The sequence below is a fragment of the Thiohalospira halophila DSM 15071 genome (genome assembly GCF_900112605.1).
In the GTDB taxonomy this organism is placed as follows: domain Bacteria; phylum Pseudomonadota; class Gammaproteobacteria; order Thiohalospirales; family Thiohalospiraceae; genus Thiohalospira; species Thiohalospira halophila.
The window spans coordinates 18,878-45,701 of the sequence record NZ_FOMJ01000002.1; the positions used below are offsets into that span (position 1 = coordinate 18,878).

Genomic DNA, 26,824 nt, shown 5'->3' on the forward strand with positions numbered 1-26,824 from the left:
TCCTCAGTGGCGGAAGTGGCGGATCCCGGTAAGGACCATGGCCAGGCCGTGCTCGTTGGCCGCGGCCAGGACCTCCTCGTCCCGCCGGGAGCCGCCGGGCTGGATGACGGCGGTGACGCCGACCTCCGCGGCCTGGTCGATGCCGTCCCGGAAGGGGAAGAAGGCGTCCGAGGCCATGACCGAGCCGGTGACGCTCAGGCCGGCATCGGCGGCCTTTTCCGCCGCGATCCGGGTGCTGTAGACCCGGCTCATCTGGCCGGCGCCCACGCCCACGGTCTGCCCCTCGCTGCCGAAGACGATGGCGTTGGACTTCACGAACTTGGCGACCCGCCAGGTAAAGAGGAGGTCGCGCATCTCCTGTTCCGAGGGTGCGCGCTCACTCACTACGCGCAGGCCGGCATCGTCGACCATGCGGGTGTCGCGGTCCTGGACCAGGAGGCCGCCGCCGACACGCTTGAGGTCCATGCCGCCGGCGAGCCCGGACCAGGGGCCAGTGGCCAGGACGCGGATGTTGGTCTTGGCGGCAAGCTCCTCCCGGGCCTCGGCACTGAAGCTCGGCGCCAGGATAACCTCCACGAACTGCCGGTTGACGATGGTGTGGGCGGTGTGGCTGTCCACCTCCCGGTTGAAGGCGATGATCCCGCCGAAGGCGGAGACCGGGTCGGTGGCGTAGGCGCGGTCGTAGGCGGTGAGCAGGTCCTCGCCCTCGGCGACGCCGCAGGGGTTGGCGTGCTTGACGATGACGCAGGCCGGCGCCTCGAACTGCTTCACGCACTCCAGGGCGGCATCGCTGTCGGCGATGTTGTTGAAGGAGAGCTCCTTGCCCTGGAGGACCTCCGCGGTGGTCACGGTGGCCGGCTCCGGCCGGCGGTCGGTATAGAAGGCGGCGGCCTGGTGGGGGTTCTCGCCGTAGCGCAGCGGCCGGCGGTCGACGAACTGCTGATTCCAGGTCCGCGGCAGGCCCGGCTCGCCCCCCTCGGCGCGCTGGCCCAGCCACCCGGCGATGGCGCCGTCGTAGGCAGCGGTATGCTCGAAGGCCTTCACCGCCAGGTCGAAGCGCAGGGCATCATCCACCGCCCCCCCGGAGGCCTCCATGGCGGCGAGGATCCGGGGGTAGTCGGCGGCGTCCACGGCCACGGTGACGGCGGCGTGGTTCTTGGCCGCCGCGCGCAACAGCGTGGGGCCGCCGATGTCGATGTTCTCCACCGCCGTGGCCAGGTCGCAGTCCGGGTCGGCCACGGTATCCTCGAAGGGATAGAGGTTGGCCACGACCAGGTCGATGGGGGGGATATCGTTCTCCGCCATCACGGCATCGTCCTCGCCCCGGCGGCCTAGCAGGCCGCCGTGGATGCGCGGATGCAGGGTCTTTACCCGGCCGTCCATCATCTCGGGGAAACCGGTGTGGTCGCTCACCTCCACCACCGGGACCCCCGCCTCGGCGATGAGCCGGGCGGTGCCGCCGGTGGAGAGGATCTCCACCCCGCGGTCGTGGAGCTCGCGGGCGAAGTCGGCCACGCCGCTCTTGTCGGAGACACTGATCAGGGCGCGTCGGATGGCGTTCATGGCGTCTGGTTCCCCCTGGATTGGCTGCCGGCGGCCGGGCCGCCGGAGGATGAACGACTGGATGAATTCTCGAGGAGCTCGTACTGCCGCACCTTCTTGCGCAGCGTGGCCCGGTTGATCCCCAGGATCTCCGCCGCCCGGCGCTGATTGCCGTCGGCGTGCTCCAGCACCCGGGCCAGCAGGGTGCGCTCCGTCTGCTCGATGAGCAGGCGATGGAGGTCACCGGGAGGGAAACCGTCCAGGGCCTGGAAGTACTGGTCCAGCGCCTGGCGGAGGCAGCGGCCCAGATCGCCCGGAGTCGGGTCGGTGGAGGGATCGGCACTCATGCGGCGAACTCCTGGAATTCGGCAGCGAAGGCATTGGCGAGCAGGCGGCGTTGCTCGCTGGCATCGGTGGCGGCCATGAGCCGCCGCGTATCGGTTTCGGCGGTGCCCCGGGCCTGCAGGTACCACTTGATGTGCTTGCGCGCGACCCGGACCCCCTGTTCGGCGCCGTAGAGCGTGTGCAGGCCGCGCAGGTGCTCGTCGGCGACCGCGGCCACCTCCGCCGCGTCGGGTTCGGGGGCGGACTCCCCGGCCAGGAAGGCGCGGATCCGCTGGAAGACCCACGGGTCACCCCGGGCCGCCCGGCCGACCATGACGGCATCGGCACCGGTCTGTTGCAGGGCGCGGAGTGCCGACGGGCCATCGACGATGTCGCCATTGGCCACCAGGGGGAGCGAGGTGGCCTCCCGCACCCGGGCCAGGGTCCCGAACTCCGCCTGGCCGCTGTAGCCGTCGGCGCGGGTGCGGCCGTGGACGGTGAGGGTGGCGATGCCGGTCTCCTCGGCGATGCGGGCGACGGTCGGGGCGTTGCGGTGCTCCGCATCCCAGCCGGTGCGGATCTTCAGGGACACCGGGACGGGCACGGCCGCGACCACGGCCTCCAGGATGCGGCCCACCAGCGCCTCGTCGCGCATCAGCGCGGAGCCGGCCGCCCGGCGGCAGACCTTCTTGGCCGGGCAGCCCATGTTGAGGTCGATGAGTTCGGCCCCGGCGGCGGCGACGTCGCGAGCGGCGGCGGCCAGTTCCGCCGGTTCGGTCCCGGCGAGCTGTACCGCGACGGGTCCGGGCTCCCCGGTCAGGGCCAGGCGCTGGCGGCTCTTGGGGGTTGCCCAGAGGTGGCGGTCGGAGGTGAGCATCTCCGAGAAGGCCAGCCCGGCCCCCATCCGCCGGCAGAGGGCGCGGAAGGGCGCATCGGTGATCCCCGCCATGGGCGCAAGCAGTACGGGCGGATCGATGGCGTGGGGGCCGATCTGCATGGGACACCGTCGGGTGAGTAGGGAAGCGGGCATGATACCGGCCGGCCGGGGTCGGGAAAAGGCGCCCGGGCGAGTGCCGCGAACCCCGAAACGGGGCTCAGCGCAGCTGGAACCGGAAGTTCACCGCCTCCGGGCCGGGGTCGGGGATGTCCAGCTCCACCGAGGCGGCCTCGCCGGGGGGCAGACGCTCCGGCGGCGCGGCGTGGTAGTCGGTGGGCTCGAAGCGGCCGGCCGCCAGGGGCTGATTGTTGCGGTCCGAGAGGAGCAGGTGGAGGAAGGGCAGGGGCTGGGCGTAGTCGGCGTTGTTCACCAGCTCCGCCGTGACCCGCAGCGCTCCCTCGCGTTCCGGATGGGCCCGGATCTCCCGGCCGGCGATATCGAAGGCCGCCGGATCACGCTGGGGCTCCACGCGGCAGTCGGCCACCGCGCAGAGCTGTTCCAGGGTCGGCCGCAGCTCGGGATAGCTGGCGGCCAGGGCGTTGCGCTCGAAGTAGAGGAACTGCACCGGGAAGAGCGCCAGCAGCAGGAGGCTGCCCACCAGCCAGCCGGTGGTGGCGGCCAGCCGACCCCCCCGGCCATGGGCGGCGAGGGGCTGCTTGCGTTGGTCCCGGGTGCCGGAGGGCTCTTGCGGCCGCCGGGGGACGGGCTCGCTATCGGGCGACGTCTCGGGCTCGGCTTCGGGCTCCGGCGGGGCGGCCGCGGCCTCCGGGTCGGGCTCCGTGCGCGGCAGCGCCTCCTCCAGGTGTTCCAGGGCGTCGAAGACGGTATCGCAGACGCCACAGCGCACCCGGCCCTCGGCGGCGCGCAGCTGCTCGGCGGTGACTCGGAAGTAGCTGTGGCAGTTGGGGCACTGGGTATACATGGGAGCCTCGAAACGGATGGACCTCGGATGGTCCCGGCCTCGGCAAGGACGTTAACCCATCCGGCGGCGGCCGTCCAAGCGGATCCAGCCGTCCTGCTCCACCGGCGGGTCCATCTCGAACCAGGGGGCGTAGCTGGCCGCTACCGCCTCGGCCTGTTCCTCCAGGATCCCGCTGAGGACCAGATCGCCGCCGGGAGCGGTGCGCGAGGCCAGATAGGGGGCCAGTTCCTGCAGGGTGCCGGCGAGGATGTTGGCGAGCACCAGATCGGCCGTCCCGCCGGGGTCATCCTCGATGCCGTGGCTTCGGATGCGGTCGGCCACGCCGTTGTTCCGGGCATTCTCCGGCGTTGCGGTGACTGCCTGCGGGTCGTTGTCTACCGCCAGGATGTCGGTGGCGCCCAGCAGAGCGGCCGCCACGGCGAGAACCCCGGAGCCGGCGCCATAATCGAGGACGGTACGGCCCTCGGGGGGATGGGCATCGAGCCACTCCAGGCACAGCGCCGTGGTGGCGTGAGTGCCGCTGCCGAAGGCGAGACCGGGGTCCAGGCGCAGGTTCACCGCCTCGGGATCCGGGGCGTCCGCCCAGCTCGGGCAGATCCAGAGCCGCCGGCCGAAGCGCATGGGCTGGAAGTCGTCCATCCAGGCCCGCGTCCACTCCTGATCCGCAACCTCGTTGGCCGCGGTCCCCTCGGGGATGCTGCCCAGGCTCAGGGTCAGGGCCGCCCGGATGCCGGCCGGATCTACCTCCCCCGGGAAGAGTCCCACCACCTGCGCCTCGGCCCACAGGGGGGTCTCCCCCGGCCCCGGCTCGTAGATGGGCTGATCGGCGGCGTCACGGACGGTGACCGCGCTGGCACCGGCCGCCTCCAGGGCATCACTGGTGCGTTCGACCTCGGCGGCAGGGGCGGGAATGGTGATCTCGATCCAGCTCAATTCAGGCTCCGGTTAGGATGCCGGTTCCCGGAGTCGGGGTGGCACGGAGAAATGATTTTACATTTTCGCTGTTGCAATGTGCGAATAACGTATCACAGTAGAAGGTGGGTCACCGGAAGTGGCGGCCCCTTGTGCATCAATCAACCGAGGCTCCCGATCCGATCATGCAGATGAATATCCACTCCCTGGGTTTCCGCGTTGTCGCCTTCGCCAGCGGCATCGCCGCCGTCCTGGTCGGCGTGCTCTTTTTGCTGTACGCCCAGCAGGCCCACCAGGCGGCCATCGACAAGGAGGTACAAGGGGCCCGCTCCATCGTCCTCATGGCCGAGTCGGTGCGCGAGCGCATGGCCCACAAATGGGAGATCGGAATCTTCTCGCCGGAGAAGTTGCGCAACTACGAGTGGGACTCGGAGGCGGAGAAGAAGGAGCTCATCATGGCCACCATCCCGGTGGTCACCGCCTGGGAGTCGGCCCAGCAGAAGGCGGAGCAGGGCGGCTACGAGTTCCTGACGCCGCGCGAAGGCGCCCGGAACCCGGAGAACGAGCCGCAGAACGACATCCAGCGCGAGGCGCTGCGCCACTTCAAGCAGAACCCGGACGCCGAGGAGTTCCACGTGGTGGACCAGGCGGACAATGCGGTTCACTACTTCCGCCCGGTGCGGCTGGGCGAGGTCTGCCTGAACTGCCACGGCGACCCGGCGACCTCCGAGGAGCGGTGGGGCCGGGAGGACGGCAAGGACATCACCGGCCACCGCATGGAGGACAAGGAGGTGGGCGACCTCCACGGCGCCTTCGAGGTCATCGGCTCCATGGACGATGCTGATGCTGCGGCGGCGGCCAACCTCTGGAAGGGCGGCGGCATCGCGCTGCTCATGCTCGGGCTGGCGATCATGGCCCTGGCCTGGTGGGTGCGCAAGCGGGTGACCCGGCCGCTGAATACCGCCGTGGAGGGCATGATGGCCGCCGAGCGCGACGGCGACCTCAACTACCGCATGGACATCAGCGGCCGGGACGAGCTGGCCTGCCTCGGCAACGGCTTCAACAGCTTCATGGACAAGGTCCAGGGGCTGGTGCGCCAGGTGGCCGAGTCGTCCCGCTCGGTGGGCGAGGCGGCCCAGGAGGTCTCCCGGATCGGCGAGGAGACCCGCCAGGGTCTCGGCCGGCAGGCCTCGGAGACCGAGCAGGTGGCCACGGCCATGAACGAGATGACCGCCACCGTGGACGAGGTGGCAAAGAACGCCTCCTCGGCCGCCGATGCTGCCCACTCCGCCGACGGCGAGGTCCGCTCCGGCGATCAGGTGGTGAGCCAGACCGTGGACTCCATCCAGCGGCTGGCGGCCGAGGTGGAGCGTGCCGGCGAGGTCATCGACCGGTTGAGCGGCGAGAGTGAGAGCATCGGCAAGGTGGTCGACGTCATCAACGAGATCGCCGAGCAGACCAACCTCCTGGCGCTCAACGCCGCCATCGAGGCGGCGCGGGCCGGGGAGTCCGGCCGGGGCTTCGCGGTGGTGGCCGACGAGGTGCGGACCCTGGCGCAGCGCACGCAGAAGTCCACCGACGAGATCCGGCAGATGGTGGAGAGCGTGCAGAAGGGGGCCAGCGAGGCGGTGCAGGTAATGGAGTCGGGGCGGTCCCAGGCCACCGAGAGCACCGAGCAGGCCGGTCACGCGCGGGAGTCGCTGACGGCCATTCAGGGGTCGGTCTCCACCATTACCGACATGAACCAGCAGATCGCCTCGGCGGCGGAAGAGCAGTCGGCGACGGCGGAGGAGATCAACCGCAACGTTACCAACATCACGCAGGTGGCGGAGGAGACCGCCAGCGGGGCGGACGAACTCAACCGCGCCAGCGAACAGCTCAAGCAGCTCTCCGAGCAGCTGGAGGCGCGGCTGGGGCAGTTCCGGATGTAGGGTCTCCCCCTCCCCGGGGCGCTGGGCGCCCCGGTAGAACGCCAACGAAAAGGCCCCGGGACCGTACTGGCTCCCGGGGCCTTTTCATGGTCGGTAGGGGATTCCCGCGCTATAGCCCCAGCTTGTGCTCCAGGTAGTGGATGTTGGTCCCGCCCTCGATGAAGGCGCGGTCCCGGGTCAGATCCTCGTGGAGGGCGATGTTGGTACGGATCCCCTCCACCACCATCTCGGAGAGGGCGGTGCGCATCCGCGCCAGCGCCGACTCCCGGGTGTCGCCGTGGGCGATGAGCTTCCCGATCATGGAGTCGTAGTGCGGGGGCACCGGGTAGCCGGTGTAGGCGTGGCTGTCCACCCGGATCCCGGGGCCGCCGGCGGCGTGCCAGGTCTTGATGGTGCCGGGGCACGGCATGAAGGTCTTGGGGTCCTCGGCGTTGATCCGGCACTCCACGGCGTGGCCGCGGACCGTGATGTCCTCCTGCCGGTAGGAAAGCGGCTGCCCCGCAGCGACCCGGATCTGCTCGCGGACCAGGTCGACGCCGGTGACCATCTCGGTGACCGGGTGCTCCACCTGAAGCCGGGTGTTCATCTCGATGAAGAAGAACTCGCCGTTCTCGTAGAGGAACTCGAAGGTCCCCGCCCCGCGATAGCCCAGCTCGATGCAGGCCCGGGCGCAGCGCTCGCCGATGGCCCGGCGCTGCTCCTCGGTGATCCCGGGGGCCGGCGCCTCCTCGATGACCTTCTGATGGCGCCGCTGCATGGAGCAGTCGCGCTCACCCAGGTGGATGGCATTGCCCTGGCCGTCGGCCAGGACCTGGACCTCCACGTGGCGCGGATTCTCCAGGAACTTCTCCATGTAGACGGTGGCGTTGCCGAAGGTCGAACCGGCCTCGCTGCGGGTGAGGCTGATGGCGTTGAGCAGGTGGCCCTCGGCGTGGACCACGCGCATGCCGCGCCCGCCGCCGCCGCCGGCGGCCTTGATGATTACCGGGTAGCCGATCTCCCGGGCCAGGCGCAGATTCTCGTCGGGGTCGTCACCCAGCGGGCCGTCGGAGCCGGGGACACAGGGGACGCCGGCGGACTTCATCGCCTCGATGGCGGAGACCTTGTCCCCCATGAGGCGGATGGTTTCCGCCTTCGGTCCGATGAAGGTGAAGCCGCTGCGCTCCACCTGCTCCGCGAATTCGGCATTCTCCGAGAGGAAGCCGTAGCCCGGGTGGATGGCCTCGGCATCGGTGACCTCGCAGGCGGCGATGACGGCCGGCACGTTGAGGTAGCTCTCGTTGGAGAGCGCCGGACCGATGCAGACCGACTCGTCGGCCAGCAGCACGTGCTTGAGGTTGCGGTCCACGTCGGAGTGGGCCGCCACGGTCTTGATGCCGAGCTCGCGACAGGCGCGGAGCACACGCAGGGCGATCTCGCCCCGGTTGGCAATGAGGATCTTGTCGAACATGGGGAACCTTCCGCGGCCGGGGGATCAGTCGATGACGAACAGGGGCTGATCGAATTCCACCGGCTGGCCGTTCTCCACGAGCACGGCCTTGATGGTGCCGGTCTTGTCGGCCTCGATCTGATTCATGAGCTTCATGGCCTCGATGATGCAGAGGGTCTCGCCCTCGCTCACCCGGTCGCCCACCTGGACGAAGGGGCTGGCCCCGGGCGAGGGTGCGGCGTAGAAGGTCCCCACCATGGGCGAGCAGACCTGATGGCCGCTGGGGGTGGTGTCGGCCTCCTCGCCGGCTGCGGGAGCCTCGGCCGCCGGGGCGGCCGCGGGGGCCGGAGCGGCCGCGGGGGCTACCGGGGCCGCCGCCGGAGCCGCACTGCTCTCGCGGCTGATGCGGATGGACTCTTCGCCCTCGGTGATCTCGATCTCGGCGACGCCGGACTGCTCCAGCAGCTCGATGAGTTTCTTGACCTTGCGGATATCCATGAGTGCGACCTTGGGGTTCCTTATATCTGGGCCAGACGCCGGCTGGCAGCCTCCAGTGCCAGTTCGTAACCGGTGGTCCCCAGGCCGGCGATGACGCCGACGGCAAGGTCCGAGAGGTACGAGTGGCGGCGGAAGGGCTCGCGGGCGTGCACGTTGGTGAGATGCACCTCGATGAAGGGCACCCGGACGGCGGCCAGGGCGTCGCGGATGGCGACGCTGGTGTGGGTAAAGGCCGCCGGGTTGATCAGGATGAAGTCGATGCCGTCGCCAGGGGCGCGCTGGATCGCGTCCACCAGTTCGTGCTCGGCATTGCTCTGGAGGTGCCGGAGCTCATGACCCGCCTCGCTGGCCCGCTGAGAGAGGGTCGCGATCACGGACTCGAGATCGGTGGCCCCGTAGAGATCCGGCTCGCGGGAGCCGAGCAGATTCAGGTTCGGGCCATTGAGGACCAGGATGCGGGCCATGGCTCCCTCGGAAATGCGGATGGTTGCGTATTTTACGGTAGTTTCAGCGCAGATCCTAGCAAGATTTTCCGAAGAGTGCCGTGAACCGGTGCACAATCCCCGCTCAGAGCAGGGGTTCGATGGCCTTCTCCACGTCCTCGTAGGAGAGCTCTTCGCGCCAGCGTTCGACGATTCGACCCTCGCGGTCGATGAGCACGGTATACGGGAGGACACCCATCCGGTTGCCGTAGGCTTCGGCGATCCCGATGCCCTCGTCGCCTCCCAGCAGGATGGGATAGTTGACGCCCATGGGATTGGTGAAGTCCACCACCGCCTGGCGGTCGTCGATGGCCACGCCGATGATGCGCAGCCCCTGGTCGCGATAATCCTCCTGGACATCGACGAAGGCCGGGATCTCCCGCCGGCAGGGCGGGCACCAGGAGGCCCAGAAGTTCAGGAGGACGACCTGGCCGTCCCACTCGCTGATGGAGCGCTCCTTGCCATCGAGGTCGGGGAGGGTAAAGGCGGGCCGCGGCTCGCCCTTTGCCGAGGCCTTCGAATCGTCTCCCCCGGGACCGGCGACGAGGTAGTAGCCGCCGCCGGCCAGGGCCAGCAGGGCTAGGAGGATCACGATAAGGGCAGGGCGGCGCGACATGGTCAGGCTCCGGTGTCGTTGGCGGTCTTGGTTCCCGGGTCCGGTCCGGGCCATTATGGCTGGACTCTATGGCAGGAGGAAGGGCATGGCCGGAGTACGACGAGGACAGCCGGGAAACGCCGGCGGCGGATGGCGCTTCCCGGCCGGGTTCGCGGTGCCGATCCCGGCGTTGATCCTGGCACTGGCGGCGCCGCTGGCCCAGGGAGCGGAGTGGACCTTCGACGAGGCCCGCAGCCTCCACGAGGTCGAGGCCGGGCAGCGGCTGGTGCTCGCCGGGCCGGGCGGTGCCCGGCTGGCGCTGCGGGGCGGTCATCTGATGGTCGCCTGGGCCGAGCACGAGGGGGAGCGCCCCACCGCTACCCGGTTCCTGCACGCCCGCCTGGCGGACGGGGCGCCGAGCTTCGGGGAGCCGGAGCGGGTGACGAGTGCCGGCGGGGCCGCGGAGCCAGTGGTCGCGCCGCTGGCCGGGCGGGGGAATTTCGTCCTCGCCTGGCGGGAGCGCAACCAGGTGCGTGCACGGCTCTGGCGCGAGGGGACGCTGGCGCCGCCCCTGCCGGTGGCCCGCGGCGAGGCGGCGGAGCTGACGCTGGCCCCGGTGGGTCGCGAGGCCCTGCTGGTCTGGGGGCGGCCGGGGACCGAGTGGCAGCGTCTCGCCGGCGCGCGCCTGGCGATGACCGACCGTCGCCAGCTGGAGCGCTCCTGGCTGGGGGAGCTCACGGATGAACGCCGCCCCGGCGGCCAGCGGACCCCGGCGCTGGCCGGTGCCGGCGCGGGGGCGGTTATGCTCTTCAACCAGGTCCGTGATCGCCACACCCGGCTCTACGTCACGCGCACTCCCGCGCTGGGCGAAGGCTTCGGCCCGGCGGCGCCCCTGAATCCGCTGCCGGCGAAGAGCAGCGGCGCCATCGGGCGGGGCCCCCGGATCGAGGCGCCCGCGGTGGCCAGCGACGGCGATCGCCGGGTAGCCGGGGCCTGGCTGGAGCGGCGCGGGGATGGCGTGGGCCCCCGCCTGCAGACGGTTCACAGCCGCGATGGCGGCCGAGGTTTCCCCCGTCTGGAACCGTTCCTTGGCGAGGAGCCCGAACGCGCCCTGCGCGCCGAACCCGATCTGGCCCTCTCCTCCCTGGGGCTTGTAGTCGCCGTCTGGCGGCATCAGGAGGTGGACGAGCAGGGGCGCACTGCCGGCAGCCCGACCCTGCGCGTGGCCGTGCGCGAGGGCGAGGATGGCTGGGGCGATCCGCGAGCCCTACCGGGCTGTCGCACCGAGCGCGGTTGTCGGGAGCCCCTGGTAGCGCTGGATGGCAACGGCGGCGCCCACTTCCTCTGGCTGGAGGGGAGGCCCGAAGCCGGCATGGCGCTGCGCTACCAGCGGGCGACCCTCGCCCCCGACGGGGAGTAGGGATTCCGGGCGGATCGCGGCCAGCAAGCCCGGTGCGCGGTTCTCCCGCCAGGATGAGTGGGCTATGATGCTGGCCATCCGAAACTTTTCGATCGCCAGCAGAGTACGGAGGGGAACTTGGCCGACGACGAGATACGGCTTTCCATCTCCGGGATGAGTTGTGCCGGCTGCGTGCGTTCCGTGGAAGAGGCGCTGGCAGCGGTTCCGGGTGTGGAAGAGGCCTCGGTGAACTTCGCCGAGCACACCGCCGATGTCCGCGGTGAGGTGGCCCCGGAGGAGCTGGTCCGGGCGGTCAAGGAGGCCGGCTATGACGCCGCCGAGCTGCGCGGTGCCGAGGACGAGAGCGCCAAGGAAGAGGCGGAGGCCGCGCACTACCGGGGGCTCCTCCAGCGGGCGGCGATGGCCGGGGCCGCCGGGGCGCTCCTCATGGTCGGGACCATGGGCGGCCTGCTGCCGGTGGTGGAGGTCACACCGTGGCTGTGGCTGGCCATCGGCGTCGGGGTGCTGGCCGTCATGGTCTACGCCGGTGGCCACTTCTACTCCGGGGCGTGGAAGGCCTTCCGCGTCCACAATGCCAATATGGACACCCTCATCGCCCTGGGGACCGGCGCCGCGTGGGTCTACTCCATGGCCGTGGCCGCCTTCCCCGAGGCGGTGCCATCGCTGGCCCGCCACGCCTACTTCGAGGCCTCGGTACTCATCCTCGCCTTCATCAACCTCGGCCAGGCGCTGGAGATGCGCGCCCGGGGCCGCACCTCCGCCGCCATTCGCCGCCTGCTGGGGATGCAGCCGCGCACCGCCCGGGTGGTGCGTGACGGCCAGGAGCAGGATGTCGCCATCGAGGAGGTGGGGCTGGAGGAGACCGTCCGCGTCCGGTCGGGGGAGCGGATCCCGGTGGACGGGACCCTCCTCGACGGCGAATCGGCCGTGGACGAATCCATGCTCACGGGCGAGCCCATGCCGGTCTCCAAGGGCCCCGGGGACTCCGTCGCCGGGGGGACCACCAACACCACCGGCAGCTTCCTCTTCCGCGCCGAGCGCATCGGCGAGGACACCGCCCTGGCGCGGATCATCAAGCTGGTCCGCCAGGCCCAGGCGAGCAAGCCGGCCATCGGGCGGCTGGCGGACCGGGTCGCGGCGGTCTTCGTCCCGGCGGTTCTGCTCATCGCCATCGCCACCTTCCTGGCCTGGTACAACGTCGGCCCCGACCCGGTGGTGAGCTACGCCCTGGTGGCCACCGTCACGGTCCTGGTCATCGCCTGCCCCTGCGCCCTGGGCCTGGCCACACCGCTGTCGCTCATGGTGGGCGTGGGCAAGGCGGCCGAGAGCGGGGTCCTCATCCGGCGGGGGGAGTCGCTGCAGCAGGCGGGCGCCATTACCACCGTGGTCCTGGACAAGACCGGGACCGTCACCGAGGGCGCCCCGGCAGTAACCGAGGTCATCGCGGCCGGGGACGAGGGCGAACTGCTGCGCCTGGCCGCCGCGGCCGAGGCCGGCTCCGAGCACCCCCTGGCGTCGGCGGTGCTGGCCGCGGCCCGGGCCCGGGGCATCACGCCGCCGAAGGCGGAGGGCTTCGAGGCCGAGAGCGGCCGCGGGGTCACGGCCCGGCTCGACGGGCAGGCCCTCTTCGTCGGTCGCCCGGACCAGGCATCGCTGACGGACGACTGGCAGCAACGGGTCGAGACCGCCCGCAGCCGGGGCGAGACACCCATTCTGGTGACCGCGGACGGAGTGCCGGCAGGCCTGCTCATCATCGCCGACCCGGTGCGCGAGGACTCGGCGGCTGCCATCCGGCGGCTCCACGAGCGCGGGATCCGGGTGGCCCTGGTGACCGGCGACCACGAGACCACCGCCCGGGCCGTGGCGGGGCAGGGGGGGATCGACACCGTCTTCGCCGGCGTCCCCCCGGAGGCCAAGGCCGAGCGCGTGGCCGACCTCCAGGGCGGCGGCGAGGTGGTGGCCATGGTGGGCGACGGCATCAACGACGCCCCCGCCCTGGCACGGGCCGATGTCGGCTTCGCCATCGGCAGCGGGACCGATGTCGCCATCGAGAGCGCCGATATCACCCTCATGCGCGCCTCCCTCCACGGCGTGGCGGAGGCGGTGGCCATCAGCCGCGCCACGGTGCGCAACATCAAGCAGAACCTCTTCGGCGCCTTCATCTACAACAGTATCGGCATCCCGGTGGCGGCCGGCGTCCTCTATCCCGCCACCGGCCTCCTGCTGAGCCCCATCATCGCCGGGGCGGCCATGGCGGCCTCGTCGGTGACGGTGGTGACCAATGCCAATCGACTGCGGCTGTTCCGGCCGGGGGAGGCAGCGTGACGGATCTCCTGGTCAATCTTGCCGGTATCGCCCTGGCGGCCCTGGTGGTCTGGTGGTTCTGGCTGGCCAGGCCCAAGCCGCGGCGTGCCGAGTCCGGGCCGGTGGCCATCACCATGGCCGACGGCGCCTTCGACCCGGCCGTGGTGGAGGTGGCTGCCGGTCAGCCGGTGACCCTGCGCATCACCCGCCGGGACCCGGCCCCCCACGCCGCCCAGCTCCTCCTGCCCGATCTCGACCGGGCCGTGGACCTGCCCCTGGACGAGCCGCGCAGCATTGCCCTGCCGCCGCTGGAGCCCGGGGAGTACGAGTTCACCTGCCAGATGCGTCTCTACACCGGCCGGCTCGTGGCGGCCTGAAGCGGGGTGCGGTGATGTTCGGGTGGCGCCGGCTGGCACCGTCGGGAATCGGGGAGGCAGGGGAGGGCATCGACCCTGCGGGCCTCTTCCACCCCGACGAAGGGCCGCGGGTACGGCGGACCTTCTTTACCGCCCTGTTCGCCGTGGCCGGCCACCTGGCCAAGTCCGACGGCCCGGTACAGGAGGCCGAAATCGACGCCGCCCGGCGCATCATGCGGCGACTGGAACTGAATGACGCCGAGACGCAGGCGGCCAGGGCGCTGTTCCAGCACGGCAAGAGCGCCGAGTATCCGGTGGAGCGGGCGCTGCGCCGTCTCGGCCGGGACTGCGCCCGGCGCGCCCTGCTGGACCGCTTCCTGGACTGGCAGATGGAGGTGGCCCTGGCCGACAGCGGCATCGTCCACGCCGAGCGGGCCCTCTTCGACACCATGGCCGAGCTCCTGGGGTATTCCCGCTACGACATCCGGCGCGTGGAGGACAGCGTGGGCACCCGCCTCCGGCCGCTACCGGAGAACGGCGGCGAGCGCGCCCTGGCCGTGCTGGGTCTCGGCGCGGACGCGGATCTGGCCACCATCCGCCGCAGCTATCGCCAGCTCCTCAGTCGCCACCATCCCGATCGGGTCACCGCCCGGGGAGGGACCGACGAGGAGGTCCGCGCCGCTGCGGAGTACACCCGGGAGCTTCGGGCCGCCTACGAGGCCCTCGCCGAACAGCGAGAGGCCGGGGTGGTTGCAAGAGCCGGCGAGGGGCCTTAGAATTGCCGGTCTTTCGACAGGCCCCATAACGAATTCGGGACGGTCAGTAATGAAGACCTTCAGTGCAAAACCGGCCGAAGTCCAGCGCGACTGGTACGTGGTCGATGCCGACGGCAAGACGCTCGGGCGTCTTGCTACCGAGATCGCCCGCCGTCTGCGCGGCAAGCACAAGCCGGAGTACACCCCGCACGTAGACACCGGGGACTACATCGTCGTCATCAATGCGGACAAGGTTCGCGTGACCGGCAACAAGCGGGAAGACAAGGTCTACTACCGCCACACCGGTCACCCCGGCGGCATGAAGCAGATCAGCTTCGGCCAGCTCATGGAGCGGGCCCCCGAGCGTGCTATCCAGACCGCGGTGAAGGGCATGCTGCCCAAGAACCCGCTGGGGCGCGCGATGCTTGGCAAGCTCAAGGTCTACGCCGGTGGCGAGCACCGGCATCAGGCGCAGCAGCCGCAGCCGCTGGAGATCTAGGGGAACATCATGGCAGAGCAGCAGTACTACGGCACCGGCCGGCGCAAGACCTCTTCCGCGCGCGTCTTCCTGCGCAACGGTGCGGGCCGCATCACCATCAACAAGAAGCCGCTGGAAGAATACTTCGGCCGCGAGACCAGCCGCATGGTGGTGCGCCAGCCCCTGGAGCTCGTGGAGGCGGCGGACCGCTTCGACGTGGACATCACCGTCCACGGCGGCGGCAACAACGGCCAGGCCGGCGCCATCCGTCACGGGATCACCCGTGCCCTGATGGAGTACGACGAGGAACTGCGCAAGCCGCTGCGGGATGCCGGGTTCGTCACCCGCGACGCCCGTCGCGTGGAGCGGAAGAAGATCGGCCTCCACAAGGCGCGCAAGAGCCCGCAGTACTCCAAGCGCTAGCGAGTTTTCGGCCGCCACCGCAATGGCGGCGCGATTTCCACTGGGGGATCGTCTAAAGGCAGGACAGCGGATTCTGATTCCGTCAATCCAGGTTCGAATCCTGGTCCCCCAGCCAACATCGACCCGCCCGGCTTCCCGGGCGGGTTTTTCTTGGCGTTCAGAAAAAAATCAAAGACCTGACCCCAGATGGTTTGTCCCAATGCGGCCGTATTCGGTCGGGTCCGGTGGATCCCGACCGCGCGCACCTGGCTGGCACCCCTGGTCGGGGCACCTGGGGCCGGGGCATGAAAAAGGGGCCCACCACGGAAGGCGGGCCCCTGCGACGACGATGGCCCCCTCCTGCTGCAGAGGAGGGGAGGGGATCGTCAGCCCCAGACGTCGCTGGTGATGCTCTCGTACCAGCCCTTGGCGTAGTGCGCCTCCTGCTTGCGGAAGCCGCTGCTGGCATCCATGGGGCTGACGCCGCCGGCGCCCTCCACCCCGCTGATGCTGCCGTCGCTGTAGCGGTAGACCGCCGCCACGGTGATGCCGTACTCGGGGCCCACCAGGCTGTAGCAGGTGTTCACGTGGGAGGGCGAGACGACCTCGTCCCCGCGCAGCTGGGAGACAATGGCGGCGGCCGCCATCTTGCCCTGGCTGTTGGCGGAGTGGCCGGACTTGGGCATGGCCCCGGCGATGGAGGCGTCCCCGATGACGTGGATCCCGGGGTGGATCTCGGACTCGAAGCTCTGCTGATCCACCGGGCACCAGCCGGATTCATCGGTCAGCCCGGCCTGGAAGGCGAGCTTGCCCGCCTTCTGGGGCGGCACGAAGTTGAGGACGTCGGCCTTGTGCTCGGTGAAGCCCTGCTCGGTGAAGACGGTGCGGCTATCCGCATCCACCCGGTGGACGGTGCCACCGTCGGAGCCCGGGACCCACTCGATCATGTCGCCGTACTTCTCCGCCCAGCCCTGCTCAAAGAGTCCCTGCTTGGAGAAACCGTCCTTGGGATCGAGGATCAGGACCTTGGAGCGCGGCTTGTTCTGCTGGAGGTAGTGGGCCACCAGGCTGGCGCGCTCGTACGGCCCCGGCGGGCAGCGGAAGGGGTTCGGCGGCGGCACCAGTACGAAGGTCCCGCCGTTGGGCATGGCCTCCAGCTGCTGGCGGAGGATCCGGGTCTGATCGCCGGCCTTCCAGGCGTGGGGGATGCGCTCCTCGGTGGAGGCATCCAGGCCGTCGACCCGGTCCCAGCGGAAGTCGATGCCGGGGGAGACCACCAGGCGGTCGTAGCTCAGGCTCTCGCCGCCGGCGAGCCGCACGGTCCGGCCGTCCGGGTCGACGCCGGTGACCATGTCGTGGACGACGTTGACGTCGTAGTCGTCCTTCAGGGCGCCGTAGCCGTGGGTGATGTCCTGGAGGTCGCGGAAGCCGCCCAGGTACCAGTTGGAGGCGGGGCAGGTAGTATACTGCTTCTTGGGCTCTACCAGGGTCACGCGGACATCGGAGTCGTACCGGCGCAGGTACTTGGCGCAGGTGGCGCCGCCGAAACCGCCACCGACCACGACCACGTGGGCCCCGCGGGCGCTTCCGGAGCCACCGGTGGTGCCGCAGCCGGCGGCCGCGAGGCCCCCGGCCGCGCTGCCGGCGCCCATGAGCTTGAGCATCTCTCGGCGAGTCAGTCGATTCATTCTCTCATCCCCTCTTGTGGTTCTCGCATCGCTTCGCCGTGGTGGTCATTCGCCGGCGGCGCTGATGACCTCGGCCAGTTCCCGGATCTCGGCATCGCTGTAGCCGCGGGCGTGGCGCTCCATGACGGTGGACATGCGGTTGCCGTTCTTGAAGGCCATGAGATCGGAGACGATCTTCTCCTTGGGCAGGCCGTGGAGGCTGGGGATGGCGCCGGGGCTCTTGCCGTCGGTGCCGTGGCAGGCGTAGCAGGTGCTCGCCATGACATCGCCCCGGGTGATCTCCGGATTGGCGCCCGCGGTCCCGGCGGCGGCAAGCGCCACCAGCCCGCTGGCGAGGATGGTCTTACGGATGCGTACCATTCGCGGTCTCCTCCGTGGTGTTATTTCTTGTCGTGGCCCCGAGGGGCTCCCCGAATGGCTGCAGGATGCATGCCTTCCTGGAAAGCGCACCGAGACCCCCGCGTGGCGGGCCCTGGTGATCCAGGCACGGGTGACAGGTTCTGACAGGTCACGAAGGTAGTGGCCTGCCCTGTCAGGACATGTCATGACAGGGCGCCCGTGCAGCGACCTCCCGGGCGTGGTGCAATGGAGTCATGTCGCCATTGGATGAAGACGCGCGCCCCGTGCTGGTGGTGGGGCTCGGCCTGGCCGGGGCGCTCATGACCCTGGCCCTGCAGCGTCGGGGCCGGACGGTGGTGGTCGCCGATGACGGGGGCGCCGTGACCTCCCGCGCCGCCGCCGGCCTGGTGAGCCCCATCAACGGTCCGCGCCTCTCCCGGCCACCGCGCACCAGCGAGTGGCTGGCGGCGGCCACCGCGCTCTACACCGACGCCGAGGCCCGCCTGGGCGAGCGCCTGTGGTATCCCGGCCCCATCCGCCGTCTGTTCCGGGATGCGGACCAGGCCCGGCGCTGGGAGGAGCGGCGGGCCGAGCCGGCCCGCGCGGTGAACATGGGCCCCGCCGAGCCTCCGGGCCGCCATCCCCAGGGCCTGGATCCCCATGGCAGTGGCCCCATCCTGGGGGGCGGTCGGCTGGATGTGGCCGGCCTCCTGGCGGCCGTGGCCCGGGAGCGAGCCGCGGCGGGTCGACTCCGGGAGGCCGTCGATCCCGGGCAGCTGGAGCCGACGCCGGACGGGGTGCGCCTGGGCGGAGAGGATTATGCAGCGGCGATCCTCTGTCAGGGGTGGAGCGGAGCCGCTGGTCCCTGGCTGGCCGGGCTGCCGCTGGAACCCCTGGCCGGGGAGAGCCTGGGCCTGCGCCTGTCGGCGGGTGCCCCGGCGGAGCCGCTCCACGGCGCTGGCTGGCTGGTGGCTACCGGGCCCGATTCCGCCCGCCTGGGTGCGACCCATCACCGCGCAGTGGGCGGGGAGCCCACGGCCGCCGGTCGGGAGGAGCTGCTGGCGGCACTGCCCGGGCTCTGGTCCGGAAGCAGCGAGGTGGTCGCCCACTTCGCCGGTACGCGGGTGGCGGTTCGTGATCGGGCCCCGGTGGCCGGGCCCCATCCGCGGTGGCCCCGGCTGGCCATCCTCAACGGCCTGGGCGGCAAGGGGGCGCTCTGGGGACCCTGGTGCGCCGAGGCCGTGGCGGAGAATCTGCTGGACGGGGCCGCGGTCCCGGCGGAGATCGACCCGGGCCGATTCGGGACGGTGACATGCGCCTGACCGAGCGCGTCCACCAGCGCCTGGGGCAGCTCCTGACCCCCGGCAAACCGGCGCTGGATGCCACCGCGGGCGGCGGGCACGACACCCTCTTCCTGGCGCGGACACTCCACCCCGGCCCGGTGCATGCGCTGGATATCCAGTCGGCCGCCCTGGAGCGGACCCGGGCCCGGCTGGAGGCCTCCGGCGTCGGTGAGTATGTCACCCTCCACCAGGCCAGCCACGGGGAACTCGGCGAGGTCCTGCCGGCCGAGCTGCGCGGGCGGCTGGCGGCGGTGCTGTTCAATCTCGGCTATCTTCCCGGGTACACGGCCGGGCCGACCACCGAGCCGGTGACCACCCTGGCCGCCCTGGAGGGGGCGATGGCCTGGCTGGCCCCCGGCGGTGTCCTCTCGGTGGTGGCCTATCGCGGGCACCCCGGGGGGAGGGAGGAGGCGCTGGCGGTGGGCGACTGGTTCGCCCGGCGCCTGCCGGCCGCCGAGGAGCGGGATACCGGCGGTGAGGGCCCCATCGCGTGGCTGGGTCGCGCACCGGCCGTTGGCGAGGAGTCCATTAGTGGAACATAATATTGGGCTCTCTCATCCAGTGACCCGGAAGGAACCCATGACCGAGACTGCCGTCAGCCGTACCGATGAGGAACTGATCAGCGTCCATGAGCTGGACCGCGACGGTGTGCAGGCCCTCCAGCAGCGGGCGGCCGAGGCGGCCGACATGGGCTTCGGGTTCCGCGACCTCCTCGCCGATGGCGGTCCGGGGCCGGAGCTGGCGGTGGTCCCCGCCGGGCGCTTCCTCTTCGGCTCCTCCCCGGAGGAGTTCGGCCACAAGCCCGACGAGGGGCCCCGGCGCTGGGCCGCCATCCGCCGGCCCTTCGCCATGGGCCGGTTCACGGTCACCGCCGCCGAGTTCGAGCGCTATCAGCGGGCCACCGGCTTCACCTTCCGCCGCGACCTCATTCGCGCCGACGGCGACTTCCCGGTGATGAACCTGCGGGTCCAGGAGGTGCGCGACTACCTGGCCTGGCTCTCGGAGCAGACGGGTGCCACCTATCGGCTACCCACCGAGGTGGAGTGGGAGTACGCCTGTCGCGCCGGGACCCGGACGCCCTTCGCCTTCGGCGAGTCGGTGGACTGCCACCAGGTCCACTTCAATCCCGCCTTCCCCTACGAGGAGCAGAAGCAGAAGAAACGCTGGTTCCTGCCGCGCTGCCTGCCCATGCCCTCCGCCCTGGAGGTGGGGCGCTACCCCTGCAACGCCTGGGGCCTGCACGACATGCACGGCAATGTCTGGGAGTTCACCGCCAGCCGCTGGAGCGAGTCGCTGCCCGCGGCGGTGCCGGACGAGCAGCTCTCCACCCTGCGCGAGCGCAAGCCCATCGTCGTGCGCGGCGGCTCCTACTTCGACATGGCGGTGCGCGCCCGCAGTGCCGCGCGCCAGCGCCGGGTGTGGGACGAGCTGGACGTGAACATCGGCTTCCGCGTGGTCCGCGAGCTCTGAGGTCGTGGCCGCCGAGCCCCGCTGCCTGACCCCCATCGGGGTCGTCCATTCCCCCTTCCGGCAGAAGTTCGGGATCCCGCGCCAGCCCCGGCTGGCGCCGGTGGAGGCCGAGATCGAGCTCTTCCCGCCCCTGGACGGGCCCGAGGCGGTCCGTGGGCTGGAGGGCTTCTCCCACCTCTGGGTGGTCTTCGCCTTCCACGCCGCCGGCGAGGGCGGCCCCACGGTCCGCCCGCCCCGCCTGGGCGGGCGCGACCGCCTGGGGGTGCTGGCCACCCGCAGTACCCATCGCCCCAACGGCCTCGGCCTCTCCGCGGTCACCCTGAAGGCGGTGGCCCCCGGCCGGCTCATCCTGGGCGGGGTGGACCTGCTGGACGGGACCCCGGTGCTCGACGTGAAGCCCTATCTCCCCTGGAGCGATGCCATCCCCGACGCCGCGGCCGGCTTCGCCGAGGCGCCGCCGCCCGCCCGGCCGGTGCACTTCGCCCCGGCCGCGGAGGCGGCCCTGGCCGAGCGCACCGACGGCGAGGACCTGCGCCGGCGCCTGGCAGCGGTGGTGGCGCTGGATCCCCGCCCGGCCACCGGCCGGACCGAGGGGCGGGTCTACCGCATGGCCTTCGCCGACGTGGATGTCGCCTTCACCGAAGAGGAGGAGGGCTTCCGGGTCCTGAGCCTGGAGGCGAGCCTCCGCGACTGAATGGCTCGCCATGGCGATGGGCCGCACCGCGCTGGTAACCTGTCCCCTTGTCCGCACCGGAGACATGACCGCATGGAGTGGTACCTCGACGCCCGCCCCGCCGCGCCCGGCGCGGTGGAGATCGCCGAACGCAAGGGGACCGGGCACCCCGATACCATCTGCGACGCCCTCACCGAGCGGCTGAGCCTGGAACTCTCCCGCCTCTACGAGGAGCGCTTCGGCACCATCCTCCACCACAACGTGGACAAGGCGCTGCTCTGGGGCGGGGCGGCCGAGCCCGCCTTCGGCGGCGGCCGGGTGACCGCCCCCATGGAGATCTACCTGGCCGGGCGGGCCACCCGGGAGGTCCGCGGCGAGACCCTGCCGGTGGATGAGCTGGTCCAGCAGGTCACCCGCGACTGGCTGGGGGAGAACCTCCACGCCCTGGATCCCGAGCGCGATGTCCGCGTCCACTCCCTCATCCGCCCCGGCTCCGCCGATCTCACCGAGCTCTTCCTGCGTCGCGAGAGCGGCGGCGTCTGGTACGCCAATGACACCTCCGTGGGCGTCGGCTTCGCCCCCCTCTCCGCGGTGGAGCGCGCCGTGGATGCCGCCGAGCGCCGGGTGAACGCGCCCGACTTCAAGGCGGCCCACCCCGAGACCGGGGAGGACGTGAAGGTCATGGGCGTTCGCCGGGGGGATACCCTCCACCTCACCGTGGGCTGCGCCATGGTCGACCGCGATCTGGCCGATCTGGACGCCTACCTCGCCGCCCGGGAGGCGGTGGCCGAGGCGGTGCGCGAGGCGGCCGCCGCGGTCACCGACCTGGAGCTGGACGTCGCGGTGAACGCCGCCGACGTCCCCGAGCACGAGTCCATCTACCTCACCACCACCGGGACCTCCGCCGAGGCGGGCGATGACGGCGAGGCCGGGCGGGGCAACCGGGTCAACGGCCTCATCACTCCCTACCGGCCCATGACCATGGAGTCGGTGGCCGGCAAGAACCCGGTGACCCATGTGGGCAAGGTCTACAACCTCATCGCCAGCCGCGCCGCCGAGGCGATGGTCCGGGAGGTGGACGGTATCGAGGGGGCGGAGGTCTACCTGGTCAGCCAGATCGGGCGGCCGGTGCCGGACCCCCAGGCCGCCCACGTCCGCCTGAGCCTGGCCGACGGTACCGCCGCCGCCGGCCTGGAGGCGGAGGCGCGCCGGATCCTCAACGCCGAGCTGGAGGCCTCCCCGGACCTCTGGCGGTTGCTGCTGGACGGCACTGTGGCCTGCGATCGCTGGCCGCTGTAGGCAGAGGGAGAGTCAGCGGGCGAGCTGAACAAAATTCGCTCAATGATAGAATAAGCGGGTCTATGGCAACCCGCGAGGTCTCATGATTACCCGCAACCCGGAAGAGGGGGAGCCCGAGGTTCCCCTGCCCAGCCTCGCTATGGCGCTGTTCCCCATCCTGGTGACCATGGCTCTCATCCTCCTCCAGATCGTCGCCTTCGACGAGTTCATTCCCCACATCCCGCTGACCGTCGGTATCGCCATGACCGGCCTCATGGGCTGGTATAACGGGATCCGCTGGTGGCGGATGGAGAACGGCCTCTACCACGTCGTCCACATCGGCCTGCAGTCGGTGGCCATCCTCGTCGTGGTCGGCATGATCATCGGCAGCTGGATCCTCTCCGGCACGGTTCCGCTGCTCATCTACTACGGCCTGCAGCTCATCACGCCGGAGCTCTTCCTCCTGGCGGCCATGCTGCTGACCACCATCGTCTCCATCGCGGTGGGGACCTCCTGGGGGACCGTGGGGACGGTCGGCCTGGCGCTGGTGGGTATCGGCGAGGGGCTGGGGATACCCATGTACCTCACGGGTGGCGCCATCGTCTCCGGCGCCTTCTTCGGCGACAAGATGTCGCCGCTGTCGGACACGACCAACCTGGCGCCGGCGGTTACCTCCACCAACCTCTTCAGCCACATCCGCGGAATGATGGCCACCTCGGTCCCGGCGCTCATCATTGCCGGCGTGATCTACTGGCTCATCGGGCTGGGCTATGCGGAGGCCGGCATGGACGGCGAGCGCGTGGCGACCATCCTCGAGGGGCTGGAGGCACAATTCACCCTCCATCCGCTGTTGCTGCTCCCGGCGGTCCTGGTGCTCGTGCTCGCCCTGAGCCGGTATCCGGTGCTCCCCACGCTCTTCCTGGGGGCGGTTGCCGGGGCGGTGACGGCCGTGATCGGCCAGGGGGTCGGCCCGGAGGCGGTGGTGACCGCCATGCAGGGTGGTTTCACCAGCAATACCGGGGTGGATGCGGTGGACAGCCTCCTCTCCGCGGGCGGGATCCAGTCCATGATGTGGACCATATCCCTGGTCCTCATCGCGCTCGCCTTCGGCGGGATCGTGGAGGAGACCCGCTGCATCGAGGCCATCCTGAATGCCGTCATGGCCCGGGTGCGCGGCCGTTTCTCCCTCACCCTGGCGAGTACCGGCAGCGCGGCGGGGACCAACCTCGTCTCCGGTGATCCCTACCTCTCCATCGCCCTGCCCGGGCGCATGTTCGCCCCGGCGTTCCGCGGCCAGGGCCTGTCGACCCTGAACCTCTCGCGGTCGGTGGAAGAGGGGGGCACGTTGTTGAACCCCCTCATCCCCTGGGGAGCCGGCGCGGCCTTTACCGCCGGCGCCCTGGGGATCCCGACCCTGGAGTACGCCGCCTTCGCCTTCGTCTGCTGGCTCTCACCGCTCATCGGGCTGGCCTACGCCGCCCTGGGCTGGTTCGTGATCCCCGCCTCCGAGGCCGAGAAGGAGCGCTGGCAGAGTGACGAGGAGCTGGTCATGGTCTCCGGCGAGATGGTCAACTCCGCCGACCTCGAACCCGAGGAGCTGGAGCGCGCCTTCGACGCCTGGCGCAAACGCTAGCGCCAACCGGGGTATCGGCTCCTTGCCGGTGCCCCCGCTTCCCCGGGAACCCCTCCCGGGGATAGTGGAATTGCAATTTCCCTCCCCCGAACTCCCCTCTGCCCCGGATTGCAATCTGCAATTCGGGGCACTCTCTTTCTCTCCGAGAATGGTAGTGGCCATGAACTGTGCTGCCGTCCCGGAGAACATCATCGAGAGCGAACTCTTCGGTTATGTGTGCGGAGCCTCCATTGGTGCTGGCGGCGAGCCCCCAGCCGCTGGCCGATTTCGTCACTCCGCGCTGAATCGCCTCAGCGTAGGCGCCGCCAGGACTGGCGGCCCACGCTCCCCGGTGGCCGCTCTTCCTGGATGGTCTCCACCTCGCCGGCGGTGCCGGCGGTCACCTTCACCTCGCCGGGCTCGGTATCGCCGATGTCCAGCACCTTCGGGGCCGTGGGCATGCCCGATTCGCTCTTGCGGCCGCTGGCGGCTACCTGGTCATCACCGTCATCACCGCTTTCGGGGTTATCGACCATGTCCGCCTCGTCCACCGTCCCGTCGTCGCTGATGTCGAAGGGGGTCCGGCTCAGCCGCGCGCCACTAACGGCGTCCAGCTCCATGAGCCAGCCGGTGCCGCCGTAGCCGCAGGCATCGCCGCTGGGGATCCGGGTGGTGAAGATGATCCGGCCGCTTCGCAGTAGCGGGGGGTTCACCACGCGTTCGCCGGCGCTGGGCAGCTCCATGTACCAGCCGTCATGGTGGGCGCGCATTCGTTCGTCGCTGGTCACGCGGATGCCGGTGCCGTCCACCGTTCCCTCCCAGGTCACCTCCTGCTCCAGCAGGTTGTCGGCGGAGGCGGGGCTGCCCTCGTCCAGGATCCCGTAGAAGGCCTGTCGGCCCTGGCCGATGGCGTCGGCGTCGTCGGGTTCCAGGTACTGGCCGGTACCGAAGTAGACCATGACCCCGTGACCCCGCGGGTGGCGGCCCACCCGGGGGGCGCTGGTGATGGGCTGGCCCTCGCCATCGGGGCCCGTCGCCCGGAAGAGGGGGGTGCCGCCGTTGGCCACCGCCCAGCCGGAGGCGGAGGTGTTGTCGACGTCGAACTTCCAGAGGTTGCCGCGCAGGTCGCCGGCGTAGATGGTGTCCACGACGCCGTCGCCGTCGAGGTCCACGGGGGTGGCGGTGGCCAGGCCGTTGGGGTCGGCGGCGCTGCCGACGCCGGTATCCAGACGGGTGTAGTCGTCTGCGGTCCAGCCGTCGCGCCCGGCATCGATGGGGGCGATGAAGAGGCTGGCGGTCCCGCCGCCGGCGTGGCCGTCGGCCTCGCTGTTGTTGTAGCCGTTGCCGAAGATCACGGCCCACTCGCCGTTGGCCATGTGGGCGATGGCGGGGCGGGAGAAGGTATAGCCCAGTTCGGCGTCATCGGCGTCGGTGAACTCCCAGACCACCTGGTTGCCGGCGCCCGCCTCGTCGGTGAAGTCGTCGGGATCGGTGATGTCCAGCAGGTAGATCCCCTGCCCCCCGGCGCGCAGGCCGCCGGCGGCGAAGGTGCCCCAGCCATCCTGGCTCCAGGCGTCGGCCACCGTGGGGGTACCGTCGACGTAGTACTGGTGGTCGTAGACCGGGTCGGCGAGATCGCCCAGCCGGTCGACCACCGGCGAGGGGGCGTAAGCGAAGCGTTCCGTCCCGTCCTCGGCATCGAAGGCGTGGAGGAAGCCGTCGTTGGCGCCCGCCAGGATCAGCGGGGTGCGGTCCGCATGGTCCTCGCGGTAGGCGGCATAGTCGGATTCGTCGCCGCCGGACCAGTGGACCCGGTCGTAGCCCGAGGCCGGTGGCCCGGAGTAGGCCGGCCCGGAATGGACGATGTCTCCCAGACGGTGGGCGCGGTCCCGCCAGTCGCCGCCGTTCTGCTCCTCGGTGCCGCGATCGCCGCGCAGCCAGGCCACCACTTCCGGGTCGCCCAGCGCGTTCCGGGTCGCCGTGTCCAGCTGATCCCAGCGCAGGGGGGTGCCCTCCTCTCCGACGACGAGGGTGCGCTGGTCCGGTTCGGGGATCCGGTCGCTGGCGGTCCACTCCGGTGCCCCGGCGAGGGTCAGGGTCTGCGTATCCAGGGTGTAGGCGAGGAGATCGCCGCTCCAGTCGCCACCCTGGAAGCGGGCCTGGTAGATCCGGCTCTCGCCGGAGACCTGGCCGGTGTTGGCCGCCACGGGGGCGGCCGTCGCGGTGAGGTCGCGGATGGAGGCCATGGCTTCCTCCAGGGCGCGGGTGAGCTCCTCGGCGTTGTCGGCGGTGTAGTAGTCGCCGCCGCCGTAGTCGGCGGCCTCCTCCAGCAGGTCCAGGTCGGTGGTGAAGCCGATGGTGAAGGTCCGCAGCTCCTGATGGGAGAAGGGGGGCTCATCGAAGCCGGTGCCGGTGGCATCGGTGCCGCCGTGGCGCAGGTCGGTCTCCCGGGCGAAGAGGGCGAAGTCGTCCAGGTAGCCGTTGCGGTCGTTTTCGTCCTCGTCCCAGTCCGGGAGGCGGTGGTCGGGGTCGTCCGGGTCGTGGTGGGGCCAGGTATCGTCCTGAGTGGGTTCGCCGTCGCTCACGGTAATGACGAAGCTGTTCTGGCAGCGGTACTCCACGGGGGACTGGTAGTCGGCCTCCTGGAAGAAGCCGCCCAGGCCCCGGAAATAGCGTGTGACCTCGTAATAGGCCTCCGCCAGTGGTGTGCCGCCCACCGCGCGGGCGTTCTCGATGGCATCCCGGACCGTCTGCTGGTCGCTGCCGCAGCCGGCCACCACCCGGCCTCCCTCGTTGCCGTCGAAGAGGGTCAGGCCGAAACGGGTATCGGGATTGTCCGCTACCAGGTCGGTGGTGACCTCCCGGGCGATGTCCATGCGCGTGACCCTGCCCTCCACGCACTCCCGGCGTCCCCACCAGCTCTCTTCCCAGCGGTCGCACTCCTCTACGGTGTCCATGGAGCCGGAGTCGTCCAGCAGGATCATGACGTTGGGTTCGACGCCGGAGGCGAGGGTCAGTGGCTGCGAGGCCAGGTTGAGCGGGTCGGCGGTGGCCCCGCCGGCCGCGAGGGCGAGCAGGGCCGCGATGAACGGCGGGGAGTGGCGAGCATCCATGCGCGGTTCCCTCCTTGCTGG

The 26,824-nt window shown here is 70.8% G+C and carries 25 protein-coding genes, 1 tRNA gene and 1 pseudogene; 15 read left to right on the top strand and 12 right to left on the bottom strand.

Annotated features, from left to right (window positions below):
- Positions 1–3: 3 nt before the first annotated feature.
- The 5 genes from purH to prmA form a co-directional block, all read right to left on the bottom strand.
- Positions 4–1,563, bottom strand: coding sequence for a bifunctional phosphoribosylaminoimidazolecarboxamide formyltransferase/IMP cyclohydrolase (gene purH / locus BM272_RS04090; protein ID WP_093427499.1), 1,560 nt, complete (start codon positions 1,561–1,563; stop codon positions 4–6).
- A complete protein-coding gene (locus tag BM272_RS04095) occupies positions 1,560–1,889 on the bottom strand; it encodes a helix-turn-helix domain-containing protein (protein ID WP_093427500.1) in 330 nt (109 codons plus the stop codon). Before BM272_RS04095 ends, purH begins: the two co-directional genes overlap by 4 nt.
- The gene (gene dusB, locus BM272_RS04100) at positions 1,886–2,863 is read right to left on the bottom strand and encodes a tRNA dihydrouridine synthase DusB (protein WP_093427501.1); all 978 of its coding nucleotides are present in this window, start codon (positions 2,861–2,863) and stop codon (positions 1,886–1,888) included. The genes BM272_RS04095 and dusB overlap by 4 nt, the downstream gene beginning before the upstream one ends.
- Before the next feature lie 97 nt (positions 2,864–2,960).
- On the bottom strand, positions 2,961–3,725 hold the full coding sequence (locus BM272_RS04105; protein ID WP_093427502.1) for a DUF3426 domain-containing protein: 765 nt from the start codon (positions 3,723–3,725) through the stop codon (positions 2,961–2,963).
- A 51-nt stretch (positions 3,726–3,776) separates the two neighbouring features.
- Positions 3,777–4,658, bottom strand: a complete 882-nt coding sequence (prmA, locus tag BM272_RS04110; RefSeq protein WP_093427503.1) for a 50S ribosomal protein L11 methyltransferase — start codon at positions 4,656–4,658, stop codon at positions 3,777–3,779.
- A gap of 164 nt (positions 4,659–4,822) precedes the next feature.
- Here prmA and BM272_RS04115 point away from each other — a divergent pair, with 164 nt between their 5' ends.
- Entirely contained in the window at positions 4,823–6,568 is a 1,746-nt protein-coding gene (locus BM272_RS04115; RefSeq protein WP_093427504.1) for a methyl-accepting chemotaxis protein, read from the top strand.
- A 109-nt stretch (positions 6,569–6,677) separates the two neighbouring features.
- Here BM272_RS04115 and accC read toward each other — a convergent pair whose 3' ends face one another.
- The 4 genes from accC to BM272_RS04135 form a co-directional block, all read right to left on the bottom strand.
- Positions 6,678–8,018 carry an acetyl-CoA carboxylase biotin carboxylase subunit gene (gene accC / locus BM272_RS04120; protein WP_093427505.1) on the bottom strand — a complete coding sequence of 447 codons (1,341 nt, stop codon included), beginning with the start codon at positions 8,016–8,018 and terminating at the stop codon, positions 6,678–6,680.
- A gap of 24 nt (positions 8,019–8,042) precedes the next feature.
- On the bottom strand, positions 8,043–8,495 hold the full coding sequence (gene accB, locus BM272_RS04125; protein WP_093427506.1) for an acetyl-CoA carboxylase biotin carboxyl carrier protein: 453 nt from the start codon (positions 8,493–8,495) through the stop codon (positions 8,043–8,045).
- 20 nt (positions 8,496–8,515) lie between these two features.
- Positions 8,516–8,959, bottom strand: coding sequence for a type II 3-dehydroquinate dehydratase (aroQ, locus tag BM272_RS04130; protein WP_093427507.1), 444 nt, complete (start codon positions 8,957–8,959; stop codon positions 8,516–8,518).
- Positions 8,960–9,062: 103 nt separating this feature from the next.
- Positions 9,063–9,593, bottom strand: coding sequence for a TlpA family protein disulfide reductase (locus BM272_RS04135; protein ID WP_240308010.1), 531 nt, complete (start codon positions 9,591–9,593; stop codon positions 9,063–9,065).
- Positions 9,594–9,678: 85 nt separating this feature from the next.
- Between BM272_RS04135 and BM272_RS04140 the strand changes: the two genes are divergently transcribed.
- The 7 genes from BM272_RS04140 (at position 9,679) to BM272_RS04170 (ending at position 15,423) form a co-directional block, all read left to right on the top strand.
- Positions 9,679–10,992, top strand: a complete 1,314-nt coding sequence (locus BM272_RS04140; protein ID WP_143613151.1) for a hypothetical protein — start codon at positions 9,679–9,681, stop codon at positions 10,990–10,992.
- A 117-nt stretch (positions 10,993–11,109) separates the two neighbouring features.
- Positions 11,110–13,317 carry a heavy metal translocating P-type ATPase gene (locus BM272_RS04145; RefSeq protein ID WP_240308011.1) on the top strand — a complete coding sequence of 736 codons (2,208 nt, stop codon included), beginning with the start codon at positions 11,110–11,112 and terminating at the stop codon, positions 13,315–13,317.
- Complete coding sequence (locus tag BM272_RS04150) at positions 13,314–13,673, top strand: cupredoxin domain-containing protein (protein ID WP_093427510.1); 360 nt, start codon at positions 13,314–13,316, stop codon at positions 13,671–13,673. Before BM272_RS04145 ends, BM272_RS04150 begins: the two co-directional genes overlap by 4 nt.
- A 14-nt stretch (positions 13,674–13,687) precedes the next feature.
- On the top strand, positions 13,688–14,428 hold the full coding sequence (locus tag BM272_RS04155; protein ID WP_093427511.1) for a TerB family tellurite resistance protein: 741 nt from the start codon (positions 13,688–13,690) through the stop codon (positions 14,426–14,428).
- Between the two features lie 49 nt (positions 14,429–14,477).
- The gene (gene rplM / locus BM272_RS04160; protein WP_093427512.1) at positions 14,478–14,906 is read left to right on the top strand and encodes a 50S ribosomal protein L13; all 429 of its coding nucleotides are present in this window, start codon (positions 14,478–14,480) and stop codon (positions 14,904–14,906) included.
- A 9-nt stretch (positions 14,907–14,915) separates the two neighbouring features.
- Entirely contained in the window at positions 14,916–15,308 is a 393-nt protein-coding gene (rpsI, locus tag BM272_RS04165) for a 30S ribosomal protein S9 (protein ID WP_093427513.1), read from the top strand.
- A 41-nt stretch (positions 15,309–15,349) separates the two neighbouring features.
- Positions 15,350–15,423 (top strand) — tRNA-Gln (locus tag BM272_RS04170).
- Positions 15,424–15,673: 250 nt separating this feature from the next.
- On the opposite strand, the gene BM272_RS04175 is transcribed toward BM272_RS04170, so the two are convergent.
- Both BM272_RS04175 and BM272_RS04180 read right to left on the bottom strand, forming a co-directional pair.
- Complete coding sequence (locus BM272_RS04175; RefSeq protein ID WP_093427514.1) at positions 15,674–16,975, bottom strand: NAD(P)/FAD-dependent oxidoreductase; 1,302 nt, start codon at positions 16,973–16,975, stop codon at positions 15,674–15,676.
- Positions 16,976–17,020: 45 nt separating this feature from the next.
- A complete protein-coding gene (locus BM272_RS04180) occupies positions 17,021–17,335 on the bottom strand; it encodes a c-type cytochrome (protein WP_093427515.1) in 315 nt (104 codons plus the stop codon).
- Positions 17,336–17,577: 242 nt separating this feature from the next.
- On the opposite strand from BM272_RS04180, the gene BM272_RS04185 reads away from it, so the two are divergent.
- The 7 genes and pseudogenes from BM272_RS04185 to BM272_RS13960 form a co-directional block, all read left to right on the top strand.
- Entirely contained in the window at positions 17,578–18,636 is a 1,059-nt protein-coding gene (locus BM272_RS04185) for an NAD(P)/FAD-dependent oxidoreductase (RefSeq protein ID WP_159433016.1), read from the top strand.
- Positions 18,627–19,199, top strand: a complete 573-nt coding sequence (locus BM272_RS04190) for a tRNA 5-(aminomethyl)-2-thiouridylate-methyltransferase MnmM (protein WP_093427517.1) — start codon at positions 18,627–18,629, stop codon at positions 19,197–19,199. Before BM272_RS04185 ends, BM272_RS04190 begins: the two co-directional genes overlap by 10 nt.
- Positions 19,200–19,236: 37 nt before the next feature.
- Positions 19,237–20,127: a formylglycine-generating enzyme family protein gene (locus tag BM272_RS04195; RefSeq protein ID WP_093427518.1), complete on the top strand. Its 891-nt coding sequence runs from the start codon at positions 19,237–19,239 to the stop codon at positions 20,125–20,127.
- Positions 20,128–20,131: 4 nt separating this feature from the next.
- On the top strand, positions 20,132–20,821 hold the full coding sequence (gene tsaA / locus BM272_RS04200; RefSeq protein WP_093427519.1) for a tRNA (N6-threonylcarbamoyladenosine(37)-N6)-methyltransferase TrmO: 690 nt from the start codon (positions 20,132–20,134) through the stop codon (positions 20,819–20,821).
- 72 nt (positions 20,822–20,893) lie between these two features.
- Complete coding sequence (locus tag BM272_RS04205; RefSeq protein WP_093427520.1) at positions 20,894–22,099, top strand: methionine adenosyltransferase; 1,206 nt, start codon at positions 20,894–20,896, stop codon at positions 22,097–22,099.
- 82 nt (positions 22,100–22,181) lie between these two features.
- On the top strand, positions 22,182–23,711 hold the full coding sequence (nhaC, locus tag BM272_RS04210; protein ID WP_093427521.1) for a Na+/H+ antiporter NhaC: 1,530 nt from the start codon (positions 22,182–22,184) through the stop codon (positions 23,709–23,711).
- Between the two features lie 154 nt (positions 23,712–23,865).
- Positions 23,866–23,979, top strand: a pseudogene (locus BM272_RS13960) (sigma 54-interacting transcriptional regulator); the annotation flags it as partial.
- Between the two features lie 22 nt (positions 23,980–24,001).
- Here the strand turns inward: BM272_RS13960 and BM272_RS04220 are convergent.
- Positions 24,002–26,803 (bottom strand): PilC/PilY family type IV pilus protein, encoded by a 2,802-nt coding sequence (locus tag BM272_RS04220; protein WP_093427522.1) that lies wholly within the window; start codon positions 26,801–26,803, stop codon positions 24,002–24,004.
- Positions 26,804–26,824: the final 21 nt, after the last annotated feature.

Coding starts and splice junctions, on each gene's coding strand:
- purH (WP_093427499.1), bottom strand. CDS start 1,563: ATGAACGCCATCCGACGCGCCCTGATCAGTGTCTCCGACAAGAGCGGC.
- BM272_RS04095 (WP_093427500.1), bottom strand. CDS start 1,889: ATGAGTGCCGATCCCTCCACCGACCCGACTCCGGGCGATCTGGGCCGC.
- dusB (WP_093427501.1), bottom strand. CDS start 2,863: ATGCAGATCGGCCCCCACGCCATCGATCCGCCCGTACTGCTTGCGCCC.
- BM272_RS04105 (WP_093427502.1), bottom strand. CDS start 3,725: ATGTATACCCAGTGCCCCAACTGCCACAGCTACTTCCGAGTCACCGCC.
- BM272_RS04115 (WP_093427504.1), top strand. CDS start 4,823: ATGCAGATGAATATCCACTCCCTGGGTTTCCGCGTTGTCGCCTTCGCC.
- accC (WP_093427505.1), bottom strand. CDS start 8,018: ATGTTCGACAAGATCCTCATTGCCAACCGGGGCGAGATCGCCCTGCGT.
- accB (WP_093427506.1), bottom strand. CDS start 8,495: ATGGATATCCGCAAGGTCAAGAAACTCATCGAGCTGCTGGAGCAGTCC.
- aroQ (WP_093427507.1), bottom strand. CDS start 8,959: ATGGCCCGCATCCTGGTCCTCAATGGCCCGAACCTGAATCTGCTCGGC.
- BM272_RS04135 (WP_240308010.1), bottom strand. CDS start 9,593: ATGTCGCGCCGCCCTGCCCTTATCGTGATCCTCCTAGCCCTGCTGGCC.
- BM272_RS04140 (WP_143613151.1), top strand. CDS start 9,679: ATGGCCGGAGTACGACGAGGACAGCCGGGAAACGCCGGCGGCGGATGG.
- BM272_RS04155 (WP_093427511.1), top strand. CDS start 13,688: ATGTTCGGGTGGCGCCGGCTGGCACCGTCGGGAATCGGGGAGGCAGGG.
- rplM (WP_093427512.1), top strand. CDS start 14,478: ATGAAGACCTTCAGTGCAAAACCGGCCGAAGTCCAGCGCGACTGGTAC.
- rpsI (WP_093427513.1), top strand. CDS start 14,916: ATGGCAGAGCAGCAGTACTACGGCACCGGCCGGCGCAAGACCTCTTCC.
- BM272_RS04175 (WP_093427514.1), bottom strand. CDS start 16,975: ATGAATCGACTGACTCGCCGAGAGATGCTCAAGCTCATGGGCGCCGGC.
- BM272_RS04180 (WP_093427515.1), bottom strand. CDS start 17,335: ATGGTACGCATCCGTAAGACCATCCTCGCCAGCGGGCTGGTGGCGCTT.
- BM272_RS04190 (WP_093427517.1), top strand. CDS start 18,627: ATGCGCCTGACCGAGCGCGTCCACCAGCGCCTGGGGCAGCTCCTGACC.
- BM272_RS04195 (WP_093427518.1), top strand. CDS start 19,237: ATGACCGAGACTGCCGTCAGCCGTACCGATGAGGAACTGATCAGCGTC.
- BM272_RS04205 (WP_093427520.1), top strand. CDS start 20,894: ATGGAGTGGTACCTCGACGCCCGCCCCGCCGCGCCCGGCGCGGTGGAG.
- nhaC (WP_093427521.1), top strand. CDS start 22,182: ATGATTACCCGCAACCCGGAAGAGGGGGAGCCCGAGGTTCCCCTGCCC.
- BM272_RS04220 (WP_093427522.1), bottom strand. CDS start 26,803: ATGGATGCTCGCCACTCCCCGCCGTTCATCGCGGCCCTGCTCGCCCTC.